Below are 13,137 nucleotides of genomic sequence, written 5' to 3'. Positions count from 1 at the left end.
TCAGTCGAACCTTGGCAAACGCACTAATTTGCTCTGATTCAGGACGAACAAGATGACCGATACCAAGCATGATATTGTCGATACCGCCGTCGCTGCGGGTTCGTTCACGACGCTGGTCGCCGCGGTCGGCGCCGCTGGGCTGGTCGACACGCTGAAGGGCGAGGGGCCATTCACCGTCTTCGCACCGTCGGACGACGCATTCGCCGCGCTGCCGGCCGGCACCGTCGACGATCTGGTCAAGTCCGAGAACAAGGCCAAGCTGACCGAAATCCTCCTGCTCCACGTGCTGCCCGGCACGGTGATGGCGGCGGACGTGGTCGGCAAGGTGCTCGACCCGGCAACCGCCGGCGGCGCGACGGTCCACGTCGATGGCACCGACGGCGTGACCGTCAACGGCGCCAAGGTGGTGACCGCCGACATCGCCTGCACCAACGGTGTGATCCACGTGATCGACAAGGTGCTGCTGCCGACCGGCTGAGACCTCTACCGGCACCGGGGCAGTAATGTCCCGGTACCATCGGTTGGAGACACGCGGGACGGTTACGATCGTCTTTGCCGGCATTGCAGGCTATCCTGCGTATGCGCGATCACGCGTTCGTCGAGGCTATGCACGGCTGGGCAGCGCTCGCGTGGTTACGCGCTGGCCCGCTGCCGGTGCCACACGATCCGGGCGGCAGCTTGCCGAGCAGATGCTGGCAGCCGCGTAGCGCGCATGCCGCGCGCGGGCCGTTCAGACCCCCGCCAGCCCCATCGCCAGCGCTCGATCATCGCCACCCTGCGACGGTACGCCGCCAACGATCCGCGGATCGATCGCGAAGTCGCGCGCGATTTCGCGCGCGGTCATCTTGGCGGACATCATCACCGAGGGCGTGCCGCCGCCGGGCTGCGTCCCCTGACCGACAAGATACAGGTTGGCGACATCCTCGCTGCGGTTGTGCGGGCGGAAGAACGCGGTCTGCGTCATTCGGGGCTCGACCCCGAAGCCATTGCCGAGATGCGACCCCAGCACCTCTTCGAAATAGTCCGGCGTCACGAAGCTGCGATGGACGATCCGTTCGCGCAGACCGGGAATGTAGCCGCGTTCGTCGAGGAACGTCAGCACCGTGTCGGCAAAGCCTTCGCCGACCGCATCCCAGTCGATATCGCTCTGGTTGTTGGGGACCGGGATCAGCGTGTAGGCCGCGTGGTGCCCCGCCGGCGCGAGGCTGGGGTCGGTGATCGTCGGGATGTGGAGATATTGCGAGAAGTCGTCGGCGAGGATCTTGCGCTCGAAGATGTCGGTCAGAAGCTCCTCGTAGCGCGGGCCGAGAATGATGTTGTGGTGCCGCAGGTCGGGGTCGCCGTCCTGCTTCCGGTATCCGAAATAGATCACCATCAGCGACATGCTCTGCTTGCGAAACTTGACCAGCGCGTCGCGATTGATCCGCCGGTGCGCCTTGTCGACGAGCTTCAGATAGGTCGTCGCATAGTCGGCGTTGGAGACGACCAGATCGGCCGGCAGCGTTTCGCCGTTCGCCAGCGTCACGCCGGTCGCGACGCGCTTGCGGCCGCGCTTCTCGACGTCGATCCGATCGACCTTGGCGTTCAGCCGCACCGATCCGCCGAGCTCCTCGAACTTGCGGACCATCGCCTTGACCAGTGCGCCGGTGCCGCCGACCGCGAAATGCACGCCCCAGGTCTTCTCGACGAAATGGATCATCGCATAGATTGCGGGCACCTTGAGCGGATTACCGCCGATCAGCAGCGGCTCGAAGCTGAACACCTGCCGCATCTTGTCGCTCTTGAAATATTTCGAGATCAGCGAGAACAGCGGCTGGATCGCGCCGAGCTTCAACAGGTCGGGAAGGACGCCGACCATCGAGCCGAGCGAGCCGAAATAGGTATAGCCGAGTTCGAGGAAGCCGCGCTCGAAGATCGCGCGTGCGGCCTCGTGGAAGCGTTCGTAACCCTCGAGATCCTCGGGGGCCAACCGCGCGATCTGTGCCCGCACGTTGACCGGATCGGCATCGTAATCGAAGAAACTGCCGTCGTCGAAATAGATCCGGTAGAATGGCAGGATTGGCACGATGTCGACGTAGCGCTGCGTGTTGGGGCCGCCGCTTGCGCCCGATACGATGCGGCTACCCTCGGCGAGCACCGATGGCGGAAAGTCCGGTTCGTCGAGCATCGCCGCGTCGCGCTCGAGCGAGAACAGCTCCTCGATGAAATGCGGAACGGTCAGCACGGTCGGGCCCATGTCGAAGACGAAGCCATCGACGCGGCGGACATAGGCGCGGCCGCCGACATCGCCGAGCTGCTCGACGATCTGCGTATCGAAGCCGAGGCTCTGCAGGCGGATCGCGCAGGCGATGCCGCCGATCCCCGATCCGATTACGATAGCGCGCTGGCGGGTCATGACGGTCGTCTTTCCTGGGAGTCGGGAGAGGATCTGCGGCGCTCCACGAGCGGTCGTTCGATCCCGTGCGATAACCGCGGATGCGGCACCGCGACAGGGGCGAACGGCTGCAACGCCCGATCGGTGCTGGTGGGGGCAGACCCGCGGGTGGGTTTCGCTACGCTCTCGTCAATCGTGTCACGATACGGACTTTGGGCCGTATCCCGTGCCGGCCAGCGTCGCGTCGCTCGACGAGAGGATATGATCGCACGGCAGCGTATCGGGGATCGCATTGCCGATCGGGGTAGGTCGGACCCGTCCTTTGGTCCGTATTGCCTGGCGAACGCCTAGTGCCGAGACCGCAGACGGGCTGATGGTGAGTGATTTCGCGCCCCGAAAAGGCGCTGTGACTCCCCTTCAGGCCCGTCGTTTCAGGATCCCGAACGCTTGTCGGTGGCCGGCAGACGGGAGTGTATGATGCTAGGAGAACCAAGATGACATCACGGATCGCGCGCACATTGGGCGTCTGCCTCGCACTGTCGGTTGCGGTGCCGGTTATTGCGGTCGCCGCTAACCCGAAGGTTGGCGGTGCCGCCATGTATGCCAGCAAAACCATCGTCCAGAATGCCTCTGCCGCCAGCAACCTGACGACGCTTGTTGCCGCCGTGAAGGCCGCCGGTCTCGTCGAGACGCTGTCCGGCCCAGGCCCGTTCACGGTGTTCGCACCGACGAACGCGGCCTTTTCGAAGCTGCCCGCCGGCACGGTGACGACGCTCCTCAAGCCCGAGAACAAGGCGCAGCTTGCGAGCATCCTGACCTATCACGTGGTGCAGGGGAAGATCACTGCGAAGGATGCGCTCGCTGCGATCAAGGCCGGGGGCGGCAAGGCGACGCTCACCACCGTGCAGGGCGAGGCGCTCACCGCGCGCGTCACGAACGGCAAGATCGTGCTGACCGACGCCAAGGGCGGCAAGTCGATCGTGACGACGGCCGACGTGATGCAGTCGAACGGTGTGGTCCACGTGGTGGACACGGTGCTCATGCCGTGACGCAAATCGTGGCGCCGGTGTGTCCGGCGCCACGTCCTCTCTGCCCCCGCCATTGGTCATGGTACGCATTGCATAGGGCCTTGCATGAAGCCTTTCGGCGAGAATCAGGCCGGCGCCTCGAAGGAGGACATCGTCGCCGATCGGTCCTTCAAGCCGACAGTCGGCGAAACCGAGCACACTGTCGCGTCGATCGGCTTTCATGTCGTCGAACGCATCTTACTCCTGCTCGTCGCACTGATGACGATCTGCGGTGCGGCAACCGAGATCTATCAAATCTACCAGACCCGCTCGATCAATCTCGCCGATATCCTTCTGATGTTTCTCTACACCGAGGTGATCGGCATGGTGAATGTGTTCTACACCGGCAAGGGCGCGACCTTCATCTATCCGATATTCATCGCGATCACCGCGCTGGCGCGGCTCATCGTGCTGCAAAGCAAGGACATGGCGCCCGAAAATATCGTGTTCGAGGCGAGCGCGATCCTGCTGCTTGCGGTGGCGGCGATGGCGATGACGCGCCTCAGTCGATCGACTGGCTAGTCGAGCACGAGGCCCTGCTTAAAGCCTTCAAAGTCGCGACCGCATCGCTCCCTCGCGGTTGGGGAAAGTCTAAATCCCCGTTTTCCTAGGGCTAGGCTCGAAAGCCGCCTGTCTGAGAATATCGAATTCAAGTCTGAATTTGAAGCTTACGAAAGGCTGAAGTGGGGAAGTCACAAGTCGGACGTGAATGTCCGGGACCGGGTCTCCGCTGCCCCGCATATATCCGCTCTCGTTCCTGTTACAGTCCTAAGGGATGCAGTTCGCGGATGAGTTCGATCAGCAAGCGGAGGCCGGCAGGCACCTGTCTGCGGCTCGAATAATAGACGTGATACCCGGGGCCCGTCGTCGCCCAATCGCGCAGGACGATGCGCAGTTCGCCGCGCGCGCAATAGGGTTCGAACAGCGGTTCGGGGCCGTACATCAGCCCGGCGCCACCGAGTGCTAGCCCGAGCATCGCGCGGCCTTCGTTGACGTAGATCTTGCTGGGCACGCTGACTGCGAACTCGCCGTCGCGGCCTTCGAAATCCCACCGGTAGATGCGGTCGTCGCCTAGCCGGACGCCGAGACAGCGGTGTTGTTGGAGGTCGTCGGGATGCTGGGGGTCGCCGAACCGGTCGAGATAGGCGGGCGAGCCTGCGACCACCCAGCGAATATCGCCCGAGATGCGCTGTGCCACCATGTCCTCGGGGACGGTGCCGCCGTGACGAATCCCCGCGTCGAAGCCACCGCCGACGATATCGACCATGCGGTCGGTGGCGACGATATCCAGGTTGATGTCCGGATAGCGATCGGTGAATTCGGGTAGGACGCGGCTGAGCAGAAGCGTGGCCGCATCGACGACCACGTTCAATCGGATGCGGCCGGTCGGCGCGTCGCGGTAACGGTTGAGATCCTCGACCGCCTGGTCGATCGCCGCGAAGGGCTGCGTGATTGCATCGCGCAGTTCCTCGCCCGCGGCCGTCAACGTCACGCTGCGATTGGTCCGGTTGAGCAACCGCACGCCGAGCCGACCCTCGAGCCCCTTGAGCGCATGGCTCAGCGCCGACGCGCTGACGCCGAGCTCCAACCCGGCGACGCGGAAGCTGCGGTGCTTCGCGATCGCCAGGAAGTAGCTGAAGTCGGCGAAATCGGATCGGCTCGTGACCATGTCCTGTTATGTATCCCAGAGCTCTACGCGGCCGAACCCAGATACTGCGCATCGGTCACCGGCTCCAGCCAGTCGACCGGGCTGCCGTCCAGCGCCTCCTGGATGGCGATATGCGTCATCGCGGTGGTCGACGTGGCGCCGTGCCAGTGCTTGTGGCCGGGCGGGCACCAGATCACGTCGCCGGCACGAATCTCGACGATCGCCTCGCCCTCGCACTGGGTCCAGCCGCAACCGGCCGTCACGATCAGCGTCTGGCCGAGCGGATGCGTGTGCCAATTGGTCCGGGCGCCGGGCTCGAACGTCACCGCCGCACAGCTGTGCCGCGCGGGCTCCTTCGCGGTGTTGAGCGGATCGATGCGGACCGTGCCCGTGAACCAGTCGGCGGGGCCCTTTTGCGACGGCTGCGATCCTGCGCGTTTTAATTCCATGGTCGTACTCCTTTGAGGTGAAGTGTCAGACGAGATCGGGCAATTCTTTGATATGCTTGTCCAGCGTCACCGGATAGCCGCGCACGCGGAGCCCGACGTTCTTCGCCCTAACGGCGACATGGTCGGGTCGACCTCGTCGATGTGACAAACAGGCCGAAGCGCGTGTCGACCGCCATCTTTCATTAGAGAGTGGCATTGGCGCGATCATGCCGTGCGACAGCGAACGCGGCGATCGCCGCTAAGCCGAGCAACGCCGCGCTGCTAAGAAACTCGGGCACGGCGCCGACGGTGTCGTACACCGCGCCGCCGACGATCGCGCCAAGCGTGATCGCCAGCTGGACCACCGCGACCATCAGGCCGCCGCCCGCTTCGGCGTCTTCGGGCAAGGTCCGGGCGAGCCAGGTCCACCATCCGACCGGCGCCGCGGTTCCGGCAAAGCCCCATACCGCGAGCAAGAGCGCGGTTGCGACGGTAGAACTGCCAAACAGCGCTAGGCCGATCGCGACCGCTGCCATCGCCACGGGCAGCAGCCAAAGAGTGAGGAACAGGCGCTTGACGATGAACCGACCGATCACGACGGTCCCGACGAAGCCGGAGGCGCCGACGATCAGCAACATGGCCGAGAGCATGACCACACCGACGTGCGTGACCTGTTCGAGGAACGGCCGTAGATAGGTGAATAGCGCGAATTGGCCGACGAACAGCATGGCGACGGCAAACAGTCCGAGCAGGACCGCCTTGCTGTGGAGCAACCCGAGCATCGCGCGTGCCGATTGCCGCTCTGCGACGGGGAGCTTGGGCAACGCGCTCGCCTGCCAGACGAGCGCGCCGACCGCGACCGGCACCACGCAAAAGAACGCGCCGCGCCAGCCGATCAGGCTGCCGAGGAAACTGCCCATCGGGGCGGCGAGCGCGGTCGCCAGCGCGGTGCCGCCGCTCATGATCGCGAGCGCCTTGCCGACCGACTCCTCGGGGACCAGCCGGATCGCAATCGCCGCCGACATCGACCAGAAACCGCCGATCGCGATGCCCAGCAGCGCCCGACCCGTCATGAATATGAGATGGCTCGGCGCAAACGCGACCATCGCGCCCGAAACGATCAACATGGCGATCAGCGCTAGCACGACGTGTCGTCGATCGATCCTTCCGAGCAGTATCGAAAAAGACAGGCTCGTGACGACCGCGAACACCCCCGAGATCGCGATCGCCTGTCCTGCCTGTCCCTCGGTTAGGCGCAGTGTCTCCGCGATCGGGCTCAACAGGCTAACCGGCAGGAATTCGGACGCGACGAGCACGAAACTGCACAGCGCCATCGCATACACGGCGCTCCAGCGTGCCGGCCTGGCGTCGCCCTTTGTCGCGTCAAATCGAGTCGCTGGAATAGCAACGAGGGAGGCCATGTCGGCACGTCCTTATGTCGGATTGGGGTGTCCGCACGGTTCATGCACGGCACGTGTCTTCGTTCGAGCGCTGTCGACCGCAACGAGGCTGCGGGGCGAATTCGCAATATAGCCCGTCTGATCGCTTGAACAATTTGCCGCGTCGTTGATGGAGCGATGAGCTATACTCATCAACGGGGCACCGATCGGTCGCGGACGCCGTTCAAGCAAGCCCGGCCGAATGCAACGTCCGGTCGAGTATAATCGGGAGGCTGCGAATACGTTTGTCGGCGTGATAAAAGACGTTGCCGATCGCAGGCGCAACACCGACGCCGCCGATTTCTCCGACGCCTTATCGTACGACGAATAGGCGATTTGCGACGTCCTAACGACCTGCTGGCGTTTAACGTATGCCGAGCTCTGTTCTATGTACCGCACCATCAAGAAGAACAGCGCGCATCGCTCACGGCGCATTCCCCATGCGCTCGAACACCGCGGTATGCGACTGGCTGATCGAGCGGGATTTACGACAGCAAGTAGGCATACGCCACGAAGAACGAGATAGTCATGGTGACAAGCACAATGCCAATCCCGAGCCAACCATTGAGAGGTGGCTTCTTAGAGGTGCTAGTTTCGCGAGGTGGCTTTGTCATGCGGCGTCTATAGGCTCGAGCGGTTCCGAGCGAAACCCGAGCCGATTGTCACAGGCTGGTTGCGTTAGGCAACGGGGCGCCGCGCCTGACTTTCGCCTTGGCGCGAGAGGGAATGCGTCGGTGTCCGGGGCTAACGTGGCGCGTGAGACTAAGCGTTGATGGCGGCTCGTCGCTTGCCGGTATCCCTACCTTCGAACACCCGCTCTCGACCCCTCTATGCGCTGCTAGGGAAGGATTGCGAACTGTACGCTTACGGGAAGGCAGATGGCGGTAGCCGACATTGCGCGGCGCTGCCGCACCCCTACAGGTTATGACGAAACATCGCTCACAACCAGTGTGCCAGACGGTGTCCACAAACCAGGGGGGCGCTACCAGAGACCGGCTAACCTGATCTGCACCGGTGCACTGAGCCTCCTGCGCGTTGAGTCGATTGGGGGCACTCAATGTCCTATGTGACGTACCGACTCCACGTTAACGGGCGTCGTTCAAGCGGCTCGCGGGCCGCGTTCGGGTGTGGCAGCCAACGATCCTGTAGTGCAAGTCACACGTCCATTCGGAGGCGCAGCAGCGATCGCGAGTAGGGGCGTGGCAGCTCTTACTGAGGGCGGATTGTCACGGTCGTAGTCTCGCTCATTGGCGAAGGAACTGGTCCGGCGCAGCCGGCAGTTCCGCATTGTCGTAAAGCGGCTTCACGTACAGGCAGGTAAGCGAGGCGGAGGCGATGCCGCAGTGCCTCGCCATCGCGGTCGGATCGGCGTTTGCAGACCGGATCGGGTCGGAGCGATTACAGGCTTTACTCAGCGACCGGCCGCGAAGTGCGTTGAAGGTTTCCGTCCGACTTTATATCGGCACCCGATCGGCGGCTTCGGTCGCCTCTCGCTTGGCAACCGCGCCCAGCAGCACGATAAAGGTAGATCGTCAGGATTTTGGGTCGCAATGAATTATCGCCATTCCTTCCATGCCGGCAACAGCGCCGATGTCGTAAAACACAGCCTATTGATCGCCCTCGTGCGGGCCTTGCAGCAAAAACCGGGCGCGCTGACCCTGATCGACACGCATGCCGGCTGCGGGTTGTACGACCTTGAGGGCGAGGACGCCCAACGCACCGGCGAGTCCACGCAGGGCGTACTGCGGGCCTTTGCCGACCCGAACCCGTTGCTGGACGACTACCGTGCCGTCGTACAGGCGGTGAACGTCGGGGCCGAGCTGCACGTCTACCCAGGCTCGCCGCGGATCCTGGCGCAGCTTCTGCGCCCACAGGATTTCCTGATCCTGAACGAAAAACATCCCGCAGATGCCTATACCCTGCGCGGCGTAATGCGCGACACATCCGCTGCCGTGCATGAGCGCGACGCCTATGAACTTTGGCTGGCGATGGTGCCGCCCCGAACTGCGCGCGGCGTGGTGGTCGTCGACCCGCCATACGAGCAACTCGATGAGCGCGAACGGATCACAGCCACCCTTGCCGCCGCTCACCGCAAATGGGCGCATGGCGTGACGGTGATCTGGTTTCCGCTGAAAGACCGTGCCACGCATTGGCAGTGGAAGGCGCAGTTGCGCCGGCTCGGCATCCCGAAATTGCTGGGGGTGGAGCATTGGTTGTACGATGACGATCAGCCCGGCATCTATAATGGCGCTGGCCTTTTTATCGTCAACCCGCCCTACGCCTTCATGCAGGCGCTGCCACCTCTTCTGGAAGCCCTCCGCGCTGTGCTGGCACCGGAGGGGCATAGGGGCGAGATCACAAGTGATTGGTTGGAGGGTTGACGGAAAACCCGCGCCGTACCCTTCTCCCGAAGGAGGAGTGGCGGCGCTGTAAGTTTAAGCTGGGCATTTCGCGAGGACCGCCCGTTGTCGGAGGTCGGCAAGTGACCATCGGTACTTGTGCTTCGCGTTCACCGGGGGGCGCCGGGAGGTCTGTTTTCTCCTGAAAGCAGTCGATTGCTGAAGATGCTGAGAACGGGAAATAAGTCCCACTACTTGTCTTTCAAAGGCTTATTGTCGACGCGTAGAGCCGCCATTAACGGATGTCCGGAGTTCGTAGGCGCAAATTGCGGTTGAACGTCTGGAACTGGGTCACGGCAGTTGATGCGACAAGGGAGGCGTCGGTCGGGTTCACCGCGTTGACCTGGATCTCGACGCCGGCCAGCGCGCTGTTCGCCGGGAAGCGATAGTCGACCGCGGCATTTAGCAGCGTGTAGCCGTTCACCGATACGTCGTCGGTGTAAGTAACGTTATGCCGCGACGTAAAGGCGCCGGCGACGTTGCCGAAGAACATGCCGTCGTCGTAATTGATCTCGCCTCTTGGGAGATGTGCTGGCGTGTCGACAATGCGGACGCCCTTGGTCGGCACGAACGCGGTGCCGTTGACGGTGTCGTCGTCATAAATGCTGTCGTTATAAGAATACGACGCGATCAGCGAGAGCCGGCGGGCGACCCGATAGGTCGCGCCGATCTCGACGCCGACCTGCGTGGTACCGAATGGTCCTCGGAACGAGCTGATATAAGCGCGCATGTTCTTGGCATAATTGGCGAAGAACTCCTGCCGCCCGAGTCTGAGGGTCGCACCGACCTGAAGCTGAAACCAGTCCTTGGTGGCGATCTTGCCGTTGATGAACGGCGTGCCGAACGTCCTCGTGATGCCGTTGGCGACGCGCGCTCTTGAACCCGCCAGCGCTCGTCAGCGCGCCGATTGTCACGATCCGATCACGTGTCATGGATAGCGCTGTGTTCATGGATCGGCGCGATGGTATCACTGCGATCCCGATACCGACGGCACCGCGACGCGCGGTCGCGTACCGGTCGTATTTCGAACATCTGCCGATCGGCCCGAGTTTTTGGCGCGGACGGCGCGAACCGCAGCTGTACCGCGCGGTGGATTGGGCCAACATTGCGTCGCTGTCGGTGCTCGACACCCGCCAATGCCGTAGCACGCCGCCATGTGCCACGCCGAGCGTTGCACGCAACGTGCGGCTTGACGCGCGCGCGCAAGCCGCCGCACCGGCGCGGACGATCATGGGCACGGGACAGGAAAGGTGGCTGTCCGGGTGGCTTGCCGGAGAGCGGTGCTATTGGTCGCTCGTGGCGCAGCAAGTGTTTTTCGCGCCGCTTTGGCTCGACGGGATGCGGCGATCGACCTTCAGCGATCGGTGGGACGGCTACGCCGCCAACCGCAACCGGATGCTGCACGAAATGACGCGCCTGGCCGTGCGTAATCCGATCGTACTGAGTGGCGACGTGCACTCCCGCTAGGTCAATGATCTCGATGGTCCCAGCGGTTCGGGGATCGGAAGCGAAATTGTTGCCTCGGCCCTCGCGGTCGCGTCGTCGCCATTGGGCCGGTTCGGCGACATCGATCGCAACAATCCGCATGTTCGTTTTGCTGACGTCGAGCAGGCAGGCTGGGCGAAGCTAGATTTTGACCGCTACAAGCTACGCGTCGATATGCGGATGATTGTCGACCGAACGGACGCTAGCAGCGCTATACGATCATTGGGCACGTTCACGACGCTATCAAGCTCGCGAAGGATGGAAAGGGATTAGTTTCTGCCGCGCGGCGGTGGCAAGATAAACAAGCGTCTGGTTTGGAGAAGCGGCAATGGCGGCGTAAATGTCGAAATGCGGGTCTTGCCAGCTCCGCTTTGCGGGACAGTTCCGCCCTGAGGCAGCCATTCAAAAGCTGTGGTAGCATACCCGAATGCGGACACCGTTAAGGTGGCTACCATCATCGGATGGACCGTCAGGCTATCCTACCCGTTGCGTTTTTCACGCTGCTTGTCGGATGTGGTCGCGAGCAACATCAGGCTCGAGCACAGTCGATGAACGGGAGAGTGAGCTTTTCGATGGAGGGTGATGTGGAATTTTTCCTCCGCAGAAACGCCATACCGCTTACGCTCACGCTTGGACGTTCAAGCTGGCGAGCCGGGCTCCCGTTAACGGACATTCGTTAACCGCGATCTTTCCCCTCTCAATCTCCCGGTAGAAATTTTGAGTGCATGTCCTGAGTCTCCTCTTGGGCATGGATGTATTGCTGCTGCCACTGCGCCCGCGTCAGGCAAATTCGCGTACTTGCGATGAGCGATCCAGTGGTTGTCTGTGGACGGCAAATTTTGCGGTTAGGGTCCGCTGATTTGGTCTTGAGCGCTATCTGTCCAGCAGGCTTGGCGATCGGGCCTTGGTAGTCTTTGGGCAGTGCCCAAGTGATTTGTCCCTGCTGACGTTTTACTACCCCGCCGCCATTGGGCGCGAGCCATGGTTTCATTTTGAGATGAGAAATGAGCAGGTCGCACGTGGCTTCATCTAATGCCGGAAAACCGCTGCTTTTAGATACCGCACATGATCGTAGCCGACCTTGCTTATCGGTAGTGACCTCAATTCCTACTGTTCCCTGTTCACCACGGGCAAGTGATCCACGCGGGTAATTGGCGAACTGGATTTCACCGTTGGTCCGGCGTGTTACCTCCTGCGGGGTTTCTTGTGCTGTTGCAGATCCCGCTAGAAGCAATACGGCAAACGTCACTGATGTGGTTCGCATGATAGTCCCCCTCCTTCACCAAGGCGGCTAAGGCTACTAACATCATGCACCATTTGTCGCGACCCGTATCGCCCAACTAGAGCAATTATCGCCCGTTTTGGTTCAGTTACCATTCGTTAGGCGTGACCGTCGATCAGTGGGGCACGTGCGACGATGCGCGGCATCGGAGGGGCGAGGGTTGGATCAGCTCGGACATCAAGAATTTCGGTCCCATGACGACCGGGATGCACCTGGAGATCCTTTCGCGGAAGCGGTCCTTGCCGCGGAGGAAGCGGCGATGGGCGTTGCCGGTCAGCCGTCGTCGACCGGTAGCCTCGATGAGGATGACGAAGACGCGCGTTACGCCGTGGCGCTTAGTCCCCAGATCAACTGGACCGCGGCACCGGACGGGAGCATCGAACGCGTCAGCCCCCGGTGGGCCGAGATGACGGGCGCAGAACCATCGGCCGCTTTGGGGGATCAGTGGCTCAAAAGGCTTCACCCCGACGATGCGACGGATACGGCGAAGGCCTGGAGGACGTCGGTCAGAACCAAGCTACCGATCGACATCGAGTATCGGTTGAAGACGTGCAACGCCGAATATCGATGGGTCCGTTCGCGTGCGGTGGCCCGGCTCGATAATGCAGGTCGGGTCGTGCGCTGGTACGGGACGCTGGAGGACGTTCATGACCGCAAGTTGGCGGAGCAGGCCCTGCGCGACAGCGAAGAGCGCTTCCGCCTCGCGGCGCAGGCCGCTGGCCTTGGCATCTGGGACTATAATGCATCGCACGACCGACGCGAGTGGTCCGACGAGTTCAAGGCCATGCTGGGCCTGCCGATCGATGCCACGCCGTCCATCGATACCGCGTTGTCCTGCGTCGTGCCAGACGACCGACCCAAGCTGCTGACGTTGATCGGCGCGGTTCGAGCCGGCCATAGCGGACACCGGTTCGAGACGATGGTCCGGATCCGGCGCGCCGACACGGGTGCCGAGCGGTGGATGAAGACGGCCGGGTGGCGGATCGAAGCCCCATTGGGCAGGCTGCACCGCGTT

13 protein-coding genes are annotated in these 13,137 nt (G+C 62.7%); 5 read left to right on the top strand and 8 right to left on the bottom strand.

The features are described from left to right. The first annotated feature begins 52 nt into the window (after positions 1–52). A complete protein-coding gene (locus C8J46_RS07125) occupies positions 53–478 on the top strand; it encodes a fasciclin domain-containing protein (protein ID WP_132736757.1) in 426 nt (141 codons plus the stop codon). A gap of 252 nt (positions 479–730) precedes the next feature. Here C8J46_RS07125 and crtI read toward each other — a convergent pair whose 3' ends face one another. After that, positions 731–2,395 (bottom strand): phytoene desaturase family protein, encoded by a 1,665-nt coding sequence (crtI, locus tag C8J46_RS07120; RefSeq protein ID WP_132736754.1) that lies wholly within the window; start codon positions 2,393–2,395, stop codon positions 731–733. 473 nt (positions 2,396–2,868) lie between these two features. Between crtI and C8J46_RS07115 the strand changes: the two genes are divergently transcribed. Together C8J46_RS07115 and C8J46_RS07110 are read left to right on the top strand one after the other, a co-directional pair. Next, positions 2,869–3,423 carry a fasciclin domain-containing protein gene (locus C8J46_RS07115; RefSeq protein ID WP_132736751.1) on the top strand — a complete coding sequence of 185 codons (555 nt, stop codon included), beginning with the start codon at positions 2,869–2,871 and terminating at the stop codon, positions 3,421–3,423. An 84-nt stretch (positions 3,424–3,507) separates the two neighbouring features. Further along, a complete protein-coding gene (locus C8J46_RS07110) occupies positions 3,508–3,963 on the top strand; it encodes a phosphate-starvation-inducible PsiE family protein (protein WP_132736748.1) in 456 nt (151 codons plus the stop codon). Between the two features lie 238 nt (positions 3,964–4,201). On the opposite strand, the gene C8J46_RS07105 is transcribed toward C8J46_RS07110, so the two are convergent. The 4 genes from C8J46_RS07105 to C8J46_RS07095 are packed head-to-tail and all read right to left on the bottom strand — an operon-like array spanning position 4,202 to position 6,938. Continuing rightward, positions 4,202–5,110, bottom strand: coding sequence for a LysR family transcriptional regulator (locus C8J46_RS07105; protein WP_132736745.1), 909 nt, complete (start codon positions 5,108–5,110; stop codon positions 4,202–4,204). A 23-nt stretch (positions 5,111–5,133) separates the two neighbouring features. Continuing rightward, positions 5,134–5,538, bottom strand: coding sequence for a cupin domain-containing protein (locus C8J46_RS07100; RefSeq protein ID WP_132736742.1), 405 nt, complete (start codon positions 5,536–5,538; stop codon positions 5,134–5,136). A gap of 25 nt (positions 5,539–5,563) precedes the next feature. Next, positions 5,564–5,686, bottom strand: a complete 123-nt coding sequence (locus C8J46_RS21395) for a hypothetical protein (protein WP_279388893.1) — start codon at positions 5,684–5,686, stop codon at positions 5,564–5,566. Positions 5,687–5,720: 34 nt separating this feature from the next. Then, on the bottom strand, positions 5,721–6,938 hold the full coding sequence (locus C8J46_RS07095; RefSeq protein WP_132736739.1) for an MFS transporter: 1,218 nt from the start codon (positions 6,936–6,938) through the stop codon (positions 5,721–5,723). Between the two features lie 1,568 nt (positions 6,939–8,506). Here C8J46_RS07095 and rlmJ point away from each other — a divergent pair. Then, on the top strand, positions 8,507–9,337 hold the full coding sequence (gene rlmJ, locus C8J46_RS07090) for a 23S rRNA (adenine(2030)-N(6))-methyltransferase RlmJ (protein WP_132736736.1): 831 nt from the start codon (positions 8,507–8,509) through the stop codon (positions 9,335–9,337). Positions 9,338–9,590: 253 nt separating this feature from the next. Here rlmJ and C8J46_RS07085 read toward each other — a convergent pair whose 3' ends face one another. After that, a complete protein-coding gene (locus C8J46_RS07085; RefSeq protein WP_132736733.1) occupies positions 9,591–10,085 on the bottom strand; it encodes a TonB-dependent receptor in 495 nt (164 codons plus the stop codon). 200 nt (positions 10,086–10,285) lie between these two features. Between C8J46_RS07085 and C8J46_RS07080 the strand changes: the two genes are divergently transcribed. Beyond that, a complete protein-coding gene (locus C8J46_RS07080) occupies positions 10,286–10,822 on the top strand; it encodes an alkaline phosphatase D family protein (protein ID WP_132736731.1) in 537 nt (178 codons plus the stop codon). 715 nt (positions 10,823–11,537) lie between these two features. Here the strand turns inward: C8J46_RS07080 and C8J46_RS07075 are convergent. Continuing rightward, complete coding sequence (locus C8J46_RS07075) at positions 11,538–12,104, bottom strand: energy transducer TonB (RefSeq protein ID WP_132736728.1); 567 nt, start codon at positions 12,102–12,104, stop codon at positions 11,538–11,540. 535 nt (positions 12,105–12,639) lie between these two features. Further along, positions 12,640–13,131: a hypothetical protein gene (locus C8J46_RS21185; RefSeq protein WP_243643251.1), complete on the bottom strand. Its 492-nt coding sequence runs from the start codon at positions 13,129–13,131 to the stop codon at positions 12,640–12,642. Positions 13,132–13,137: the final 6 nt, after the last annotated feature.

It is taken from the genome of Sphingomonas sp. PP-F2F-A104-K0414 (assembly GCF_004340945.1).
In the GTDB taxonomy this organism is placed as follows: domain Bacteria; phylum Pseudomonadota; class Alphaproteobacteria; order Sphingomonadales; family Sphingomonadaceae; genus Sphingomonas.
The sequence above is the reverse complement of the archived record's forward strand: the minus strand, read 5'-3'. Positions and strand labels throughout refer to the sequence as shown.